Raw genomic sequence first — 16,045 nt, 5'->3', positions numbered from 1 at the left:
TTTTTGTTTCTGAAAAATGATTTGAATTAACAAATGAAGTCTGTATTATATTTATTTTTGGAAAATAAAAATTTGAAAATTAAGATATATATTGTATAATGCAAACAATATAATTGTTGAGTAGCAGGTGAATTGGAATGTGTGATTTGAATACATTAATAGCTATACCTAAAATTGAGCTACATTGTCATTTGGATGGCTCTGTAAGTGTTGAATTTATAAAAAAGGAAGCAAAGAAACAAAATATTAACATTAATCTTGATAATATATCAGCAGATGAGCAATGTGAAAGTTTAGATGAATATTTACGCTGTTTCGATGAGATATTGAAAGTCATGCAAACGGAAGAGAGTCTAATTGAGAGTGTAGTAGACGTTGCAAAACAAGCTCAAAAAGACGGTATTAAATATATTGAATTAAGATTTGCACCTAAATTTCATATGCAAAAGGGAATGAACATAGATAATATCTTGCATGCTGTATGTAAAGGTACGCAACAAGCTGAAGACCAAACGGATGTCATGGTCCGAATCATAGTTTGTGGTATGAAACATCATTCAAATGAAGAAAATATCGAGATATTTAAACAAATCCACTCAACAGAACTATTAAAACAATATATCGTTGGTGTTGATTTAGCGGGTGGGGAAGAAGATGATTCAATACCGAAACATGAAGCAGCTATAGCATTTGCTAAAGAGAATAATTTAAATATCACATTACACGCTGGAGAATGCGGATGTATAAAAAATATTCATGATTCAATAAAATTAGGTGCACAACGGATTGGTCATGGTGTAGCCATTTTTAAAGATACAGAACAATTCTATGACTTTCAAAATAAAGATACTTTATTAGAAATTTGTCCGCTAAGTAATATTCAAACGAATGCGATTAATGATATTAAAGATATCGATTTAGCTTTATTGAAAAGGATGGATATTCCGTATTTGATTAATACTGACAATAGAGTTGTAACGCAAACAAACTTAGTGAAAGAATATCAAACATTGTTAAATAATGGTTTGATCAGTATAGATGAAATTAAACGTATTAATCATGAAGCGGTGCAATATGCGTTTGCTAATGTAAAAGATAAAAAAGTGTTAAAAGAAAGATTGAAATAATTTCAATTTATAAATTAAGGATTTGTGTTAACTATTTATAGGAGGATAATTTATGATTAAAGCACTTAACCATATTTGTTTTTCAGTAAGTAATCTTCAAAAGTCAATATCTTTTTATAAAGACATATTACGAGCAAAACTCTTAGTTGAGGGTAACACAACAGCCTATCTTGATTTAAATGGAATATGGATAGCATTAAATCAAGAAGAAGGAATACCTCGTGAAGAAATTCAGTACTCCTATACGCATATAGCGTTCTCTATAGAAGAGCAAGAATTTGAAGATTGGTATAGTTGGCTTGAATATAATAAGGTGAATATTTTAAAAGGACGTAAGAGAGATATGAAAGACAAAAAGTCACTTTATTTTACAGATCCTGATGGTCATAAATTAGAATTACACACTGGTACTTTGCAAGACAGACTAAATTATTATAAACAAGATAAAAAGCATATGATATTTTATAAGTGAAATGGTGATTGTATGAATTTGACTACTCGACTATTCAAAGATGAAGATTTAGAACAAATAGAATCTTTACAGAAATTATATGAAGACATAGGATATCCTACCAATAAAAAAGAGTTAAAAGATAGATTAAAAAAATTAAATAATCGCGATGACTATTATTTATTATTATTGTTGAAGGATAATAAAATTATTGGCTTAAGTGGTATGTGTAAAATGTTGTTTTTCGAAAAAATGGTGAATATATGAGGATATTAGCATTTGTTATTAATATCAATTATCGAAAAAATGGATATGGTTCACTTTTACTTAAGGAAAGTGAGAATTTAGCACGTAAAATGAAGTGTGAAGCTCTTACTTTGAATAGTGGGATAAAAGAAGAAAGACGAACTGCACATCATTTTTATAAATATAGTGGTTTGGATAAAAAGTCATTTGGCTTTGTGAAAAATTTAATATAGCAAACGACAGGATACAGGTTAATTGTAATTCGTATCCTGTCAATTTAGCAAAATAATTGCTAGCTTTTTAATTATTTTTTATCAATTTTTTTGCCGTCAGTACGATCTGAGTTGCCTTTATCTTTATGTGCATTAGGGTTGTCCTTTTTATGCGTACTTTTTTTAACGTTTTTCACTGAATCATCATGATGACTACACGCGCCTAATACAAGAAAACTTGAGAGTAATAAAAATGCTACTTTTTTCATAGTTTCACCCTTTGTTTAAGTTAATTTAGATTGTAAAGATATAAATAAATTTAATTTAAGTATGTCACACTTTTCTAAAAATTCAATAGTTAAAAAAATTAAAAAGTTACAAAAATATAATTCTAATAAAAAATAGCAGATAGGCTAACCTATCTGCTATTAATATTAATTGGCATTGTCATTCGATTGAGCTGAGCGATCTTCAGTAGTTTGTGTTTCGCTACTTTGTGTCTGATTACTATTATTGTCTGAGGAATAATTCTGAGTTTGTGTACTATTAGACTGATTACCAGTATTTGAATTATTTTCAGATGAGCGTGTGCCAACACCATTATTATTATTTGTAGTTGTATTGTTTTGATTTGTATTTTGTTGGTTTGTATTATTAGTTTGATTCGTATTTTGCTCTTTTGTAGCTTGGTTATTATTTTGGCTATTCATATTGTTGTTATTATTTTGATTAGTGTTGTTTTGATCTGTTGCTTGTTCATTTGTAGCTTGTTCTTGTTGTGTATTTTGTTGTTCCTGTGTTTGTTGGTTATTCGTAGTTTCTTCGGAGCTATTTTCTTGCGGTGTTGCATTACTATTACTATTGTTGCTATTTTCATCTGATTTATCTTTTTTCTTGTCTTTATCTTTGTGTTTATCCTTTGATGATTTATCATCGTTTGGCTTTTTATCTTGAGTTTCTGTTGCTTGATTTGTTGATGGATTATTACTTTCAATCATTTTATGAAGACCTAATGCCAACATACTCAATAGGATAATTGTTATTGCCATTGCAAAATACTTTAAATAATTTCTATTTTTAAATACTGCGACTATAGCAAATAAAATGATTAAAACAGCAATTAATAATAATGCCATACCCGTATAGAACAACATTTTATCCATACATTACCTCCGTTTTGTTTAGACCATTAATTATATTGTACTATACATATAAAACAATAATATTAATGTGGAATTAACATCTAATTAATTTTTATATACAGTAATGTAAATGAATCATTCATTTTCAGACACATCTACTCAGTTTTATCAAAAATATTGAGTTCCTCGTCATCGATACTAGCAGACACATACAATTGATCGTCATAAATTTGAGTGTTATGAGAGGATTGATTCAAATTGACTGCTGCTAATATTTTAAAAGCACCAGATGCTATTGGTTCAACAATTGAAATTTCATTATTAGTTTCTTGAATGATTAAACGTCTATGAGAGTGATTATTAATTTTCCAGTTATTCAATATATACACCTTTCTTTATAAAATAAAACTACGTTAGCGTTATTCTAACGTAGTAAATGGATTAGTTAAAACTTCTTTCAATTTCAGTAAAAGCTTTATTGGTTACTTTAATATCATCGATACGATCTGCAGTTATGCTACCTTCTAAATAGCCATAATCAATTAAAACTTTACAATTTTCGATAAAATCATTATAGTCTCTATCGCAAAAATACGCATCTTGTGCTGTGATACTGTCTTTAAAATCATTGGCTTCAGCTTCAGTTTGTCCTTCATTAGAACGTTCCATATACAATTTGTAAAATTTAGCGATTGTATATTTTTGTTCTTGGGTTAATTCATTTAACATTCTAATTCCTCCCTAATATTAGTTATTTATACCCATTTTTTTAGATAAAGAAAACGCAAGTACGTTAAAATCTAGGAGGAGAAATTTAAAATTATTGTGCATCTTTAATTCCTTCATTAACGGCTCTAGCAAATTTATAGAAGGTATGGGTGTAATTATTTGAATTACTTCGTGTTTTTGAATCTAGTTGTTTGTCTTTAAAGAATAAAGCTCTTTGTCCAGTAGTTAATTCTAACTGAATTCCTGAATCATTATCATTTCTATTAATAATGTTAGATGAAGATGTTGCTTCAACACCTTTAGGACTCTTTTGAACGGTGAAACCTTTATCTCTAAGAGCTTTCGTAATTGATTTAGCTAATGCTTTGTCTTTACCGCCTACATAAACGATAGGGTCTTCTCCAGAATAACCATGAATGGAAATGGTTTCATCTGAATGGTCTAACATTTTTAATAAAGTAGGTTCATCGAAAACAGTCGAAGTAATATGTAAACGTTCGTTATGTTTCGACATTAAACCTTCGAATGAATAAAAATCATAATGGCCAATGTTTGATATGCGGCGTGCTAGTTCAGTTGTTCCTGGTTCAATGCCACCGCCATGTATAGCAGTAACTAGTATATGTTTATCTTTACGATTCTTCGTTTGTATACGCCAGTCTTTACCCTCTGTCGTATGGGCTTTTAAATCTTTGAAATTGGAATAGTAGTCTAAAGAGCGATTTTGTTTTTCTTCACGTGTTTTATAGAGAATAAAAGCTACTGAGACAACGACTATAATTAATAATATTATAAATAAATGATATAACTTAGAATACCAATTGTTTCTCTTTTTCATGGAACCTTCCTTAATTTATTTTTCAAAATATGAATAATTTAACCTATATATTATCATTTATGTTGGTTAAGAATGCAATTATTGTTTGTTTTTAGGAAAAATAGTATATAACACAAGTAAGGAGGTAATGAGTTGAATACGATACAAATTAAACCTGGTCAAGCTAAACATCAAGGTATAGGAGAACTCATTTATGCAGCAATAGATGATATGGCTGAAATTATACTTGGACATTATACAGATGCAGAAATTGTCGCAGATTTACAACAATTATGGCAAAATCGGGCAAATAGATTTAGCTATGACATCTCTTATGTTGCAGTAGAGAATGATAAGGTTCTCGGCGCTATGACGTGTGGACCTTTAGAAAAAATAGAAAAAGCAATGGTTCCCACAGTGTTACAAATCCTCTCAATGAATAAATTGGCGCCATTCAAATCTATTATGAAACACCCAAAGAAATTTTATTCAATGGTTACTATGGATGAGGGGAATGAAGACGAATATCACATTGCTATGTTAGCCATCGTGACAGAAGCTAGGGGAAAAGGTGTTGGCCAACAATTATTAGATGTTGCACAAGCAAAGGCAAAAGAAGCGGGATTTAATAAAATATCTTTAACAGTCGTTCAAGATAATTTACCAGCTTTAAATTTATATCAAAAGAAAGGCTTTAATATTGTAGGGGAAATTAATCATAAACCGTATTATCTGTATAAGATGAGGAAAATTTTAAAATAAAAGTTGAGATGTGTGAGTCAATAATATTATGAGGTTACACTGCAAATTCCTAGTAGCTAATTGAATGGAAAAGGTGCTTATATTAAGATTTACTCAACTCTAGTCACCCTTTCAGGTGGGGCTACAACATAGAAAATCTCAAAAAGGGTTTTTACAAGCAAAGCAAGTTGAGGTGGGACAATGAATACGAAATGAATTCTGTCCCACTCTCCTCAGTTTCTATAATACCTTTAATCTTGCTTATATTTATCATACTTACCATTAGCGATATCTTGTTCTCTTTGTTGAATTGTATTATAGACTTCATCAGCATCATCGCCATCATAAGTACCTTGCTCAATAGCATTTTTAGTTTGGATTTCTCCGGATGATAAACCACCGTTATATTTCTTTCTTAAAGCATCTACATAATCGTCCTCATTGGTTGCAGCATTAATTTCAGCATTCGGATCAGCTTCATTACTTTGAGAGGATGCATTATTGTTATTTTGAGATTGGTCATAAACCGATTTTTCTTTGCCACTCTCAACACGAAGCGAACTTGCATATGCTTCACTTGCTGAGCCTTCCATAACATTACCTTGAGGAATAACACCATTAGCTACAGCACTATTATAAGCAGCTACTTTATCTCCTTCAGAATACTGATTGCTATTAATGATTGATGCTAAAGTCGCACGATCCGTAATGTTATTAACATCTATTTGACTATTATCTTTAGCCGATTGATTATTGACAGTATTCTTATGATTGTCTGACTCGTTACTATTTTCATCAGATTTATTTTGGTCTTTTGAATCTTTGTCATTACTATTATTATCCTCAGATTTTTCATCTTTTGAATCTTTTTCTTTAGATGTATCTTTGTCTTTTTGTTTTGACGAAGCATGTGTATTGGATTTTTTATCCTTGTTGTCATTATTGCTATCTGTATGACTACATCCAGCTACTACCAACATACTTAATAAAAATATAAATAAAACTTTTTTCAATATAACCACTCCTAAAATAAACTATATTATTATTTTACATAAAATTATTTTATAAATGTTTGGAAATTTAAAATTAATTGAGAAAATTCTATTTACATAAATAATACGCATAATTCATCAATAATTTACATAAATGTGATAAATATGAAGTGAATAGGATGTGAGATGTTATGGATAAAAACTTATTAAAAAAATATTTTGAGAACAATGATTTCAAAGCCATCGCTATTGTAGTAGGATCAAAGAAAATGATTATGGAAAATGATATTCATTTAGATTATGAGAATGAAATTATTATTTATCCACTTAAAAATTGTACTCGTATCATTCCGTTTAGCTCTATTTCTTATATTGATTTATTAGAACAAAATGAACACTTTGTTAATTACTTTAAAGAATCAGTTTAATAAAAAAGATATGCTCTTTACAAGGTAACTATTTATGAATAGAAACTTTGAAAAGAGCATATTCTATAAAGCTTGTTTTTTACTATTTATTAATATTGCTTTACTAATTTTAGCTTATAGTCATCTGTAAAATTATCAACTAAAGCATAGGGTGAAATGATTAACAAGCCTTGATCGTTGACCGAGTTCTTGCTCACACCATACTTATAAGCTTGATAAATTATTTTTGTACAGTATGTAAAACGTTCGCTTTTTGGATTTAAAGTGACTAAGTACGTTTTGTCACTATCTTTATAATGCTTATTTGCCCATTCGGCAGCTTTTTGTCCAGCTCCTGGTTTAGAACAACGATAAATTTTAATCCAATCGTCTTGTCCTTCTCCAAACCTTTCTTTAAAAGAATGGAATGATTCTGTTATAGGATTATCGCCTGGGCCTTCTATTTGTAACACCGTATCATGATCAAGAGCAATACTTGAATGCCCAAAAAATCCAAATAAAACAGGCCCTTTAGTTAAAATAATATCGCCTGGTTCTAAATCGAAATCATCAGAATCCTTTGAGTAAGTCGTACTTGCTTGAGCATGAGAGGTAAAGAATAAAAATAAGATTAATGTTATTGAAAGTAACTTTATATAATAAGGTTTAATTGTATTCACTTAAGGACTCCTTAGTAAGTCTATCTATCGCTATAAATTATTTACTTTGGTGGTAATTAAATGATAATAAAAAAAGAACAAAACTTAAAAATTAATTTTGTTCTTTGTAGTAGGTACATTATAAAACGCCAAATATTAGTACATATATTAATAAAGCAAAACCAAAAATGTAAAACACGACGGTAAAACCTAAATATGACTCTTTGCGTTCTTCTTTTTTAGTTTTAAGTAGTAAGCCCAATACAATTGAGGCTGCGACTACGAAGAGGATACCAAGCCATAATAAAATGGTTAAATGCATACTCATATTTAAAGCCTCCTATAATTAAATTTAGAAAAAGGTATATATCAATGGATATATATAATATAAAAGTAATACGATATTGACTAGAAAAATGACTTCACTAATGAGTGATTTACAAATCATAGCAGTAACTAAGCTCAATATAATTGTAATACCGCTAATAATAAGACCTGGTACGAGCCAAAAGAAATCATCTAAATTTGGATAATAGGTGACGATAATATTAAAGCCTAAAAATACAAGTGTCATAAAAATATTTATCCAAAAAATTTTATTTATATTCATAGGTGTCACCTCATTGTAAGTTAAATTAATCTATTCAATCATATCATTAATATTATAATAGTAAAAAGACATTCAATAAAAGACTTAAAAGGTTTTTGAAAAAAGACTAAAAATTGACAAAATTTTTGTTGCTATTAATTGAAAAGTAGGCAATAATAAGTATCAATCTTTAATTTTAATAATTCAAAATAAAACTGCCCACTTTATTTTTACTATAAGTAGGCAATTAAAGGAATTATATTTTTTGAGTTAAGCGTTTAAATATACTATCAATATATATCTTCAAAGAGACCGAGAAGTTAAAAATAATAAATGTAATGCTTAAATTAGTCACGATATTGTCATATTTATAAAATAATTAACTTTATTGATTAATAATATAGTGATTATTTAATTAGTACATGATTTAATTATAATAAGAAAGTTTTTTACAATATATTTAACGCGTTAGCCATCTATCGGCACAAAAAGTACATCAAATCAAAAATGTACTTTAAATTAATATTTTAAACTTGAGTTATCCTATATGTTTAAACTAAATACGTATTTTTAAAAGAGAAAAAGAAAGAAATTGATTAAACTGGGGAGGATAATTATGACATTTTATGATTTTATTATTGGATTTATAAACGACGATACACCTCTTGGAAGTTTAGCACAATATATCGTAAACGATTGCAAGTTTCCAAAACACGAATATAATAATAAAGAAATTAGAGCATATGTGATGACAAATTATGAAGATCATCAACTTATTGAAAGCACAAATAGAGCAATCAGTCTATATAAATTAATTTGAGTATGAATAATACCAATTTTGTGTGTTTAATGCATCCCAAATATCTTTCGTTTTAAAATTAATTTCATTATTTTTAATCGAGAAAGGCTCAATAATTTCTCTAGCCATCCATGAATTAATTAATTCATTAGGAATCCCATCAAGTAACATATCTGTTTTACTTATTATTAAACATTCCCAATCTAATGAGAGCTTATTAGGATTAACATAATTACACTCATTATGATTCATAGTTAACACTCCTTCTATGATTGTGAAACTTATAATTCATTATACCCAACCTAATCACTATCAAACTATTTTATAAAGTTTTTCTATGTTCTTGTTTTTGAAAATTAAAAAAATAATGTATACTATTGTATGATTATTTAATTCTTATATGCGTGCCATATATCAAATATTTTTTACATTTACCTTATAAAGCATAATGTTTTATTATTTTTCAAAATTCAAAAATTGAGGTGTAAAGAATGTCTAAAACACTTTATTTAATGAGACATGGTCAAACAATGTTTAATTTAAGGGGAAAAGTACAAGGTGCAAGTGATTCACCTTTAAGTGAGCTTGGTATTTCTCAAGCACAACAAGCAAGTCAATATTTTAATACTCATAACATCCACTTTGATGCATTGTTCTCTTCAAGTTCTGAACGCGCTTGTGATACTTTGGAACATGCAGTCCCTAATAGAGCGTACCAACGATTAAAAGGGCTTAAAGAGTGGAATTTTGGCTTGTTTGAAGGGGATAGTACGGAATTATTAGATGCTATATGGGATAATAAAGATGTGTTTGGAGATCGTTTAGTGCCATTTGGTGGAGATGCTAAAGAAGCAGTAGAGGAACGTTTAAATGACACCTTGACTGAAATTATGGAAGGTACAGCAGGTAGCACTGTATTAGCTGTAAGCCACGGCACAGCAATCCAAATCTTTTTAAGAAAATGGATGAGAAACGCTTTAACTACTGAAGTATTTATAGGTAATTGCCATATTTTAAAATTTGAATATGATGAACATCAATTTAAATTGCTTAATAAAGTAGACCCTATAACAAATGAAAAAATTGAATATTAAAGCGTTGCAAATTTATGAGTAATACAAATTAAAAATCATAAAATGAAGTTAAAAAAATTGGACTGATGCTTCTCGTCATCAGTCCAATTTTGTGTTTTGAATACAAAAATGGCGCAATTACCTCTATAATTATTAGCTACCAAACACAATAAAAAAGAAAGGTAATGCGCCTATGTGTAATTCTATAATAAAAACATGAAGAATTAAAGATAAAACATAAAATACCCATAAAGTTTAAATTTGTTGATTCTCTAAAATAGTAAATGGATAATTTTTTCGATAATCATGCAGGCTACTATGAGAATGATGATACTGGATACTTTATTTAAAATTAAAAGTAAACGTCCTGATTTATCAAAATGTCCGACTGTACGGCCTGCAATGGCTAAAAATATAAACCATAACCAAGAAACTGAAACAGTTGCTAAAGTAAAAGCGATTTTAGCTACACCATTATATGCTGAGGCGCTTGTACCAATCACACCAATTGTATCCATGATCGCATGTGGGTTTAATAAGGATACTGAAAGTGCGAAACTAATTTGTTTACTCGGAGAAAGTCCTCCCTGTACGTCGTTAGCATTATTAGGATTTTCCTTCCATAATGACCATGCCATATAGAGTAAAAAGAACAATCCTATAATATAGACTACTAGTTGCAACATTGGTAGTGACATTAAAATTAAAGAAACACCTATTACTGCTAAAGAGATAAGTAATGTATCACATAGCCCCGCTGTAATAATAGCGGGTAAGGCGCGTTTGAATTTTTGCTGATTTGCGCCTTGATTAAATACAAATACATTTTGAGCACCAAGTGGAAGTATGAGACCTAAAGCTAATAGAAAGCCATGAATAATTGCTTGAATCACTTAACACGCCTCCATATTTTAAATCATCTTTTATTGTATAGTTTCTGAAAATTTAGAATATAAAAGACATTATAAAGCATATGCTTATAATGTCTAGAGGATATTTAAGCATGATTAAAAGGATGGATGATTAATCAATGTCATAGAGTAACCAATGAACATCGAAGTAATCATTACCAATTTTTGAAGATTTTGTTTCTAAACCTAATGTTTCAAATCCTAACGTTGAAAAGAAGATTTTACCACTTATATTATTAGATGTTACACACGTCATTAATTTTTCAATATTTCGAGATTTAGCATGTTCAATGACCGTATTTAATAATTTTTGAATTGTATCTTTATCTTCTTTGTCGATTATAAATAAATTTTCTATCAATGCTTTATGAGCATTACCAACTTGTCTAAGTTGGCGAAGTGTAACGCATGCTACAAGTTCCTTGTCTTTAAAAGCACCAAATATGTTGCAATAATCTTCTTCTGAAGAAAGTACTTGTTGTAGATAATCATCTGAAACATTCTCCAGATACAATTTATCCCAAGCATAGGTATGAGAGTTGCTCGATAGTAGTTTAGTATAGTGATTTAAATCTTGTTGTTTTAATATTCTGATATCAGCCATCATATCCTCCTTAAATGAAAAAAAGAAAACATTTTTGTTATATAAAATGAATTTACATAAATTGGTTGTTTTTTTAGTATGTATAAATGTTTTATATAGTTATTTATTTACTGTATTTATAGATTAACTTAAATTAGCTCATTATACAAAAAAAGAAGACATAAAAATCCAAAAATGAATTTCTATGTCTTCAAATTAATAATATATCGTAATATTTGTCCATTGATAAATTAATCAGTTAATATTAATTATTCTACAACTTGTACGTTTAAATCTACATCAATGTTGCCACGTGTTGCTTTTGAGTATGGGCAAAATTCATGCGCATCATGTAAATATTTCTCAGCGTCTTCTTGTGATAATACGTTTTTAACTTTAGCATCGATGGCTACGCTAAGTTTTGGACTTTCTGCATCAGGATCATCTTCTAAACGTACTGTTAATGTTACTTCAGGTTCAGCATCGCGTACTTTATTTTGTTTTAAGATTAAATCAAATGCACCGTTAAAGCATGAAGCATAACCAGCTGCGAACAATTGTTCAGGGTTAGTTGCGTTTCCGTCCGCTTGTTGTGGTGGTAATACATCTGCATTAATTGCATTATCGTCAGTGTGTACATGTCCTTTACGTCCACCAACGTTTGTTGCTTTAGTTTCATATTGAACTGCCATTATTATTACCTCCTAAATTTCGTATACAATCATTGTTTACCCAACTTGTAAATTTTAAATCATATTTATTTTTAAGATTTAAAATGGACACCCTTGAATTTGGCGTTAAATTCTCAATAGTTTAAAATATATACAAAGCATAATAAGAAAGTAGGGAACGCTATGACGAATGTAGAAGTTGCTGCAACGATAGCACCAATTGGATTAATTGATACAACAACGCTAAAAGATTTAAAGACGTATAGTCATGACATTGATATAGTGGAATTACGTATCGACCAGTGGCCAGATAATCATCTACAATTACTTAAAGACAATCTGCAATTATTGCATCGCCATGATATAGATTTTAAAGTCTTGGTTACTTATCGTACCTCTACTCAAGGTGGTAAAGGTGAGTTGTCATATGAAGCATATATGGCTCTTCTACATGAAATCGTATATGTTGACGATTGTCATATGATTGATATTGAATGGGACAGTGATTACGATGTTTTTGCACATCGTGAACTGGTTCAGTTGGCGCAACAGAACTACAAGCAAGTTGTGGTGTCGTATCATAATTTTCAAGAAACACCAGATATAGATATACTAAGATTCACATATTATAAAATGCATCAATTAAATCCAGATTATGTCAAAATTGCAGTAATGCCACATAGTCGCGAAGATGTAGCAATTCTATTGGAAGCAATGGCGAATAGTGTAGATGCAGTATATTCAAAAGTGATTGGTATTTCGATGTCTCAAATGGGACTGGTAAGTCGTACTGCACAAGGTGTCTTTGGTGGATCCGTTTCATACGGATGTTTAGGTGAACCTCAAGCACCAGGACAGATTCATGTTAAAACATTAAAAGAACAACTGTTATTCTATGAAAATATGTAGTATACATTTGAATTACCTGCTTTAAAGCCTTATAATTGATAATAGTTATCAATATGAAGGAGCGATAATTGTGGAATTACAAGAAGCGATTTCTACAAGAAGAAGTATTAAAAAATTTAACCATGATATGACTATAGATGAGGATGCTTTATTTGAAGCAATTGAGAAAGCTGCTGATGCTCCAAATCATGGTATGCGAGAGCCATGGAGAATCATTCATGTGTCTAAAGATCGATTAGGGGAAATGAGTAGAGACGTAACATACTTTGCATTTCCTAATAGTCCTGAAAAACAAGAGGACCACTATAATAATGTAACGAACTTAGGTGGTATGCTTGTCTTAGTTCTTAAAACAGATCCAAGACAACGTCAAAATCGTGAAAATTATTTTGCGATGGGTGCTTATGCACAAAATCTAATGTTATTACTTCATGAACAAGGTATAGGTACGTGTTGGAAGACACCACCTTATATCTTTGAGCCAAAAGTACGTAAAGTATTTGGTGTAAAAGATGATGAAGTGATTGCTGGATTGCTTTATTTAACAGATTTAGAAGAAGCACCTACTAAAAAACCACGTAAAAATAAAAATTTAATTTCTGAGTATTAATATGAAAAAATTGACGGCTGAAACAAATAAATGTTTTAGCCGTCTAAATTTCTCTGGCAATAGCTGACTGAATTGGAAATACGCTGGTATTAAGCTTTTTCCACTCTTAGTCACCCTTGCCGGGATAGAAGAACAAAATTTTTTATCAAATTAGATTTCTATTCTACTCCCTATTTATTAAATGTTTCTTCTAAGAATGATTCAACTTGTTCTGGTGATTTTGCATTTGCTGAATGTAAATGTGCACGTTTGTTGCCATTTTCGAATACTAATAAACTTGGAATTCCCATAACATCATTATCCGCAGCTACATCTTCTAGCTCATCACGGTTAACAGTATACCAATCATAATCATTATATTTTTCAACAATTGGGTCAATCCACATGTCCATTGCTTTACAATCTGGACACCAACCAGCCTCAAATTTCACGATGACAGGTTTATCGCTTTGAATGGTTGATTTAAAGTCTTCAGTTGATTTAATACTTTGCATAGTTAACGCTCCTTTTCATAAATACTAACAGTATTATAACGAAATATTTAATTAAGTTGAAAAATTAAGCTTAAAATATAGAGCGTTTACATGAATTATCTGATATATTTAAATTAAGATAGAATAGGAGGTTACATCTGCATGATAAAATTTTATCAATACTCAAATTGTACGACTTGTAAAAAAGCCGCTAAATTTTTAGATACACATGGCGTAAGTTACGAACCCATTGATATTGTTCAACACACACCAACTCAAAAAGAGTTTGAAGATATTATCGATAAAACAGGTGTAGAAATTAACAAATTATTTAATACACATGGAGCTAAGTACAGAGAATTAGGTCTTAAAGATAAACTCAAAGACCTAACTGATGAGGAAAAATTAAATTTACTCGCTTCAGATGGTATGTTAGTGAAAAGACCATTAGCAATTTCAGGTAATAACATTACTTTAGGCTTTAAAGAAGAACAATATAAAGAAACTTGGTTATAGTTTAAATTTACAAATTTTATTTCTATAAATTATTTCAACTTTTTATATTAATAGTTGAATGAAATCTTGTGGTATGGCATCATTAAATTGTAATTATTTTTAGGAGGGGATTCTCGTGGCAGTACCGAGCGAATTTAAATATTCTAAAGAACATGAATGGGTAAAAGTTGAAGGCAACACTGCAACAATTGGTATTACTGAATACGCACAAGGCGAATTAGGCGATATCGTATTCGTTGAATTACCAGAAGTTGATGATGAAATCAACGAAGGGGATACATTTGGTAGTGTGGAATCAGTTAAAACTGTATCTGAATTATACGCACCAGTATCTGGTAAAATTGTCGAAACAAATGATGAATTAGAAGATAGTCCAGAGTTCGTTAACGAATCACCATACGAAAAAGCTTGGATGGTTAAAGTTGAACTTAGTGATGAAAGTCAATTAGATGAATTATTATCAGCTGATCAATATAAAGAAATGATTGGTGAATAATTTTTAAAAACTCCTAGATAGCATATCTTGGAGTTTTTTTGTTTGCCCATTTATAGTTTTGGATTTTTAGTATATCAAATTAGATGAAAACTTAATAAATGCATAATTATTTTTCTAAATGTTAAGTAATGGTAAAGTATGTTTAAGGCTTAGCTGTTCTGTGAAAAAGTAAATGATTGTTTTATTATCGACTTAGAGGGTGGATTAACATGGCAATTTTAAACAAAGTTATTATTGTTGAAGGTAAATCTGATAAGAAGAAAGTACAACAAGTAATCGCTGAACCAGTAAGTATTATTTGTACTCATGGTACGATGAGTGTTGATAAATTAGATGACATGATAGAAACATTATATGATAAACATGTATTTGTATTAGCAGATTCGGATGATGAGGGTGAGAAAATCAGAAAGTGGTTTAAACGTCACCTGAGTGAAAGTGAACATATTTATGTTGACCGCACGTATTGTGAAGTTGCACGTTGTCCGAAGAATTATCTTGCTCACGTATTAAGTAAGCATGGTTTCACAGTTCGAAAAGAAAAAAGCCTAATCCCCAATTTAACTACTGAAAGGTTAGTAATTATGCATGAGTAAATCAGTTCAAGTTGAAGATATAAGTGAAAATTTTAATCAAGAAAAGCATCTTATATTTGGATACACACCGATGTGTGGCACATGTAAAGTTTCAGAACGAATGTTAGATATCGCAAATGAGATTTTACAATTACCAATTAAAAAGATAGATTTAAATTTTCATCCTGAATTTAGTGAACAGAATCAAATTATGTCAGTACCAGTACTTGTCGTTATGAATAAAAGTAAGGAAACTGATCGAATTTATGCATTTCAATCAGTTCCATATTTGTTAGAGAAATTAAAATAGTTGTTGA

General features: G+C 29.8%; 26 protein-coding genes and 1 pseudogene. 13 read left to right on the top strand and 14 right to left on the bottom strand.

Translation table 11 applies throughout. The features are described 5' to 3' along the window. The first annotated feature begins 137 nt into the window (after nt 1–137). The 3 genes and pseudogenes from add (at nt 138) to HYI43_09700 (ending at nt 2,057) form a co-directional block, all read left to right on the top strand. Nucleotides 138–1,127, top strand: coding sequence for an adenosine deaminase (add, locus tag HYI43_09710; protein UDI78813.1), 990 nt, complete (start codon nt 138–140; stop codon nt 1,125–1,127). 52 nt (nt 1,128–1,179) lie between these two features. Beyond that, the gene (gene fosB / locus HYI43_09705; GenBank protein ID UDI78812.1) at nt 1,180–1,599 is read left to right on the top strand and encodes a FosB/FosD family fosfomycin resistance bacillithiol transferase; all 420 of its coding nucleotides are present in this window, start codon (nt 1,180–1,182) and stop codon (nt 1,597–1,599) included. A 12-nt stretch (nt 1,600–1,611) separates the two neighbouring features. After that, nucleotides 1,612–2,057: pseudogene (locus HYI43_09700) on the top strand (GNAT family N-acetyltransferase). A 71-nt stretch (nt 2,058–2,128) separates the two neighbouring features. On the opposite strand, the gene HYI43_09695 reads toward HYI43_09700, so the two are convergent. From HYI43_09695 to HYI43_09675, 5 genes are all read right to left on the bottom strand, one after another. Beyond that, nucleotides 2,129–2,305 carry a hypothetical protein gene (locus HYI43_09695; protein ID UDI78811.1) on the bottom strand — a complete coding sequence of 59 codons (177 nt, stop codon included), beginning with the start codon at nt 2,303–2,305 and terminating at the stop codon, nt 2,129–2,131. Nucleotides 2,306–2,470: 165 nt separating this feature from the next. Next, the gene (locus tag HYI43_09690) at nt 2,471–3,199 is read right to left on the bottom strand and encodes a hypothetical protein (GenBank protein ID UDI78810.1); all 729 of its coding nucleotides are present in this window, start codon (nt 3,197–3,199) and stop codon (nt 2,471–2,473) included. A 134-nt stretch (nt 3,200–3,333) separates the two neighbouring features. Then, nucleotides 3,334–3,558 (bottom strand): hypothetical protein, encoded by a 225-nt coding sequence (locus HYI43_09685; protein ID UDI78809.1) that lies wholly within the window; start codon nt 3,556–3,558, stop codon nt 3,334–3,336. A 61-nt stretch (nt 3,559–3,619) separates the two neighbouring features. Beyond that, nucleotides 3,620–3,907 (bottom strand): hypothetical protein, encoded by a 288-nt coding sequence (locus HYI43_09680; GenBank protein UDI78808.1) that lies wholly within the window; start codon nt 3,905–3,907, stop codon nt 3,620–3,622. Between the two features lie 91 nt (nt 3,908–3,998). Beyond that, a complete protein-coding gene (locus tag HYI43_09675; protein UDI78807.1) occupies nt 3,999–4,745 on the bottom strand; it encodes a poly-gamma-glutamate hydrolase family protein in 747 nt (248 codons plus the stop codon). A gap of 210 nt (nt 4,746–4,955) precedes the next feature. Between HYI43_09675 and HYI43_09670 the strand changes: the two genes are divergently transcribed. After that, complete coding sequence (locus HYI43_09670) at nt 4,956–5,486, top strand: GNAT family N-acetyltransferase (GenBank protein UDI79298.1); 531 nt, start codon at nt 4,956–4,958, stop codon at nt 5,484–5,486. 230 nt (nt 5,487–5,716) lie between these two features. On the opposite strand, the gene HYI43_09665 is transcribed toward HYI43_09670, so the two are convergent. After that, complete coding sequence (locus HYI43_09665) at nt 5,717–6,478, bottom strand: hypothetical protein (protein ID UDI78806.1); 762 nt, start codon at nt 6,476–6,478, stop codon at nt 5,717–5,719. Between the two features lie 170 nt (nt 6,479–6,648). On the opposite strand from HYI43_09665, the gene HYI43_09660 reads away from it, so the two are divergent. After that, nucleotides 6,649–6,885, top strand: a complete 237-nt coding sequence (locus HYI43_09660) for a hypothetical protein (GenBank protein ID UDI78805.1) — start codon at nt 6,649–6,651, stop codon at nt 6,883–6,885. Between the two features lie 89 nt (nt 6,886–6,974). On the opposite strand, the gene HYI43_09655 is transcribed toward HYI43_09660, so the two are convergent. The 3 genes from HYI43_09655 to HYI43_09645 form a co-directional block, all read right to left on the bottom strand. Next, the gene (locus tag HYI43_09655) at nt 6,975–7,520 is read right to left on the bottom strand and encodes a hypothetical protein (protein UDI79297.1); all 546 of its coding nucleotides are present in this window, start codon (nt 7,518–7,520) and stop codon (nt 6,975–6,977) included. A 142-nt stretch (nt 7,521–7,662) separates the two neighbouring features. Continuing rightward, nucleotides 7,663–7,851 (bottom strand): hypothetical protein, encoded by a 189-nt coding sequence (locus tag HYI43_09650; GenBank protein UDI78804.1) that lies wholly within the window; start codon nt 7,849–7,851, stop codon nt 7,663–7,665. Nucleotides 7,852–7,875: 24 nt separating this feature from the next. Then, a complete protein-coding gene (locus HYI43_09645) occupies nt 7,876–8,133 on the bottom strand; it encodes a hypothetical protein (protein UDI78803.1) in 258 nt (85 codons plus the stop codon). A gap of 595 nt (nt 8,134–8,728) precedes the next feature. Here HYI43_09645 and HYI43_09640 point away from each other — a divergent pair. Next, nucleotides 8,729–8,932: a sterile alpha motif-like domain-containing protein gene (locus HYI43_09640; GenBank protein ID UDI78802.1), complete on the top strand. Its 204-nt coding sequence runs from the start codon at nt 8,729–8,731 to the stop codon at nt 8,930–8,932. Here the strand turns inward: HYI43_09640 and HYI43_09635 are convergent. Then, entirely contained in the window at nt 8,924–9,163 is a 240-nt protein-coding gene (locus tag HYI43_09635) for a hypothetical protein (GenBank protein ID UDI78801.1), read from the bottom strand. The genes HYI43_09640 and HYI43_09635 overlap by 9 nt on opposite strands. 239 nt (nt 9,164–9,402) lie before the next feature. Here HYI43_09635 and HYI43_09630 point away from each other — a divergent pair, with 239 nt between their 5' ends. Next, on the top strand, nt 9,403–10,005 hold the full coding sequence (locus HYI43_09630; GenBank protein ID UDI78800.1) for a histidine phosphatase family protein: 603 nt from the start codon (nt 9,403–9,405) through the stop codon (nt 10,003–10,005). A 251-nt stretch (nt 10,006–10,256) separates the two neighbouring features. Here HYI43_09630 and HYI43_09625 read toward each other — a convergent pair whose 3' ends face one another. The 3 genes from HYI43_09625 to HYI43_09615 all read right to left on the bottom strand — a co-directional run bounded on the left by HYI43_09625 (nt 10,257) and on the right by HYI43_09615 (nt 12,170). Further along, complete coding sequence (locus HYI43_09625) at nt 10,257–10,877, bottom strand: LysE family transporter (GenBank protein UDI78799.1); 621 nt, start codon at nt 10,875–10,877, stop codon at nt 10,257–10,259. Between the two features lie 130 nt (nt 10,878–11,007). Beyond that, complete coding sequence (locus HYI43_09620) at nt 11,008–11,499, bottom strand: GNAT family N-acetyltransferase (protein ID UDI78798.1); 492 nt, start codon at nt 11,497–11,499, stop codon at nt 11,008–11,010. A 248-nt stretch (nt 11,500–11,747) separates the two neighbouring features. Next, a complete protein-coding gene (locus HYI43_09615) occupies nt 11,748–12,170 on the bottom strand; it encodes an organic hydroperoxide resistance protein (protein ID UDI78797.1) in 423 nt (140 codons plus the stop codon). A 162-nt stretch (nt 12,171–12,332) separates the two neighbouring features. Between HYI43_09615 and HYI43_09610 the strand changes: the two genes are divergently transcribed. Beyond that, nucleotides 12,333–13,058 (top strand): type I 3-dehydroquinate dehydratase, encoded by a 726-nt coding sequence (locus HYI43_09610; GenBank protein ID UDI78796.1) that lies wholly within the window; start codon nt 12,333–12,335, stop codon nt 13,056–13,058. 70 nt (nt 13,059–13,128) lie between these two features. Continuing rightward, nucleotides 13,129–13,668: a nitroreductase gene (locus HYI43_09605; GenBank protein ID UDI78795.1), complete on the top strand. Its 540-nt coding sequence runs from the start codon at nt 13,129–13,131 to the stop codon at nt 13,666–13,668. A gap of 170 nt (nt 13,669–13,838) precedes the next feature. Here HYI43_09605 and HYI43_09600 read toward each other — a convergent pair whose 3' ends face one another. Then, the gene (locus tag HYI43_09600; GenBank protein UDI78794.1) at nt 13,839–14,162 is read right to left on the bottom strand and encodes a thioredoxin family protein; all 324 of its coding nucleotides are present in this window, start codon (nt 14,160–14,162) and stop codon (nt 13,839–13,841) included. 141 nt (nt 14,163–14,303) lie between these two features. On the opposite strand from HYI43_09600, the gene HYI43_09595 reads away from it, so the two are divergent. The 4 genes from HYI43_09595 to HYI43_09580 all read left to right on the top strand — a co-directional run bounded on the left by HYI43_09595 (nt 14,304) and on the right by HYI43_09580 (nt 16,038). Beyond that, the gene (locus HYI43_09595; GenBank protein UDI78793.1) at nt 14,304–14,657 is read left to right on the top strand and encodes an arsenate reductase family protein; all 354 of its coding nucleotides are present in this window, start codon (nt 14,304–14,306) and stop codon (nt 14,655–14,657) included. 115 nt (nt 14,658–14,772) lie between these two features. Then, nucleotides 14,773–15,153 carry a glycine cleavage system protein GcvH gene (gene gcvH, locus HYI43_09590; protein UDI78792.1) on the top strand — a complete coding sequence of 127 codons (381 nt, stop codon included), beginning with the start codon at nt 14,773–14,775 and terminating at the stop codon, nt 15,151–15,153. Nucleotides 15,154–15,362: 209 nt separating this feature from the next. Next, on the top strand, nt 15,363–15,749 hold the full coding sequence (locus HYI43_09585; protein ID UDI78791.1) for a topiosmerase: 387 nt from the start codon (nt 15,363–15,365) through the stop codon (nt 15,747–15,749). Next, nucleotides 15,742–16,038 (top strand): thioredoxin family protein, encoded by a 297-nt coding sequence (locus HYI43_09580; protein UDI78790.1) that lies wholly within the window; start codon nt 15,742–15,744, stop codon nt 16,036–16,038. Before HYI43_09585 ends, HYI43_09580 begins: the two co-directional genes overlap by 8 nt. Nucleotides 16,039–16,045 lie beyond the last annotated feature (7 nt).

Origin of the sequence: Staphylococcus taiwanensis (assembly GCA_020544305.1) — a bacterium.
GTDB lineage: Bacteria > Bacillota > Bacilli > Staphylococcales > Staphylococcaceae > Staphylococcus > Staphylococcus taiwanensis.
This window is presented reverse-complemented; position numbering and strand designations above follow the sequence as displayed.

Excerpts from the sequence above, each read along its gene's own strand:
- add (UDI78813.1), top strand. The coding sequence starts at position 138 with ATGTGTGATTTGAATACATTAATAGCTATACCTAAAATTGAGCTACAT.
- fosB (UDI78812.1), top strand. The coding sequence starts at position 1,180 with ATGATTAAAGCACTTAACCATATTTGTTTTTCAGTAAGTAATCTTCAA.
- HYI43_09695 (UDI78811.1), bottom strand. The coding sequence starts at position 2,305 with ATGAAAAAAGTAGCATTTTTATTACTCTCAAGTTTTCTTGTATTAGGC.
- HYI43_09690 (UDI78810.1), bottom strand. The coding sequence starts at position 3,199 with ATGGATAAAATGTTGTTCTATACGGGTATGGCATTATTATTAATTGCT.
- HYI43_09680 (UDI78808.1), bottom strand. The coding sequence starts at position 3,907 with ATGTTAAATGAATTAACCCAAGAACAAAAATATACAATCGCTAAATTT.
- HYI43_09675 (UDI78807.1), bottom strand. The coding sequence starts at position 4,745 with ATGAAAAAGAGAAACAATTGGTATTCTAAGTTATATCATTTATTTATA.
- HYI43_09670 (UDI79298.1), top strand. The coding sequence starts at position 4,956 with ATGGCTGAAATTATACTTGGACATTATACAGATGCAGAAATTGTCGCA.
- HYI43_09660 (UDI78805.1), top strand. The coding sequence starts at position 6,649 with ATGGATAAAAACTTATTAAAAAAATATTTTGAGAACAATGATTTCAAA.
- HYI43_09650 (UDI78804.1), bottom strand. The coding sequence starts at position 7,851 with ATGAGTATGCATTTAACCATTTTATTATGGCTTGGTATCCTCTTCGTA.
- HYI43_09645 (UDI78803.1), bottom strand. The coding sequence starts at position 8,133 with ATGAATATAAATAAAATTTTTTGGATAAATATTTTTATGACACTTGTA.
- HYI43_09640 (UDI78802.1), top strand. The coding sequence starts at position 8,729 with ATGACATTTTATGATTTTATTATTGGATTTATAAACGACGATACACCT.
- HYI43_09635 (UDI78801.1), bottom strand. The coding sequence starts at position 9,163 with ATGAATCATAATGAGTGTAATTATGTTAATCCTAATAAGCTCTCATTA.
- HYI43_09630 (UDI78800.1), top strand. The coding sequence starts at position 9,403 with ATGTCTAAAACACTTTATTTAATGAGACATGGTCAAACAATGTTTAAT.
- HYI43_09620 (UDI78798.1), bottom strand. The coding sequence starts at position 11,499 with ATGGCTGATATCAGAATATTAAAACAACAAGATTTAAATCACTATACT.
- HYI43_09615 (UDI78797.1), bottom strand. The coding sequence starts at position 12,170 with ATGGCAGTTCAATATGAAACTAAAGCAACAAACGTTGGTGGACGTAAA.
- HYI43_09610 (UDI78796.1), top strand. The coding sequence starts at position 12,333 with ATGACGAATGTAGAAGTTGCTGCAACGATAGCACCAATTGGATTAATT.
- HYI43_09600 (UDI78794.1), bottom strand. The coding sequence starts at position 14,162 with ATGCAAAGTATTAAATCAACTGAAGACTTTAAATCAACCATTCAAAGC.
- HYI43_09595 (UDI78793.1), top strand. The coding sequence starts at position 14,304 with ATGATAAAATTTTATCAATACTCAAATTGTACGACTTGTAAAAAAGCC.
- HYI43_09585 (UDI78791.1), top strand. The coding sequence starts at position 15,363 with ATGGCAATTTTAAACAAAGTTATTATTGTTGAAGGTAAATCTGATAAG.
- HYI43_09580 (UDI78790.1), top strand. The coding sequence starts at position 15,742 with ATGAGTAAATCAGTTCAAGTTGAAGATATAAGTGAAAATTTTAATCAA.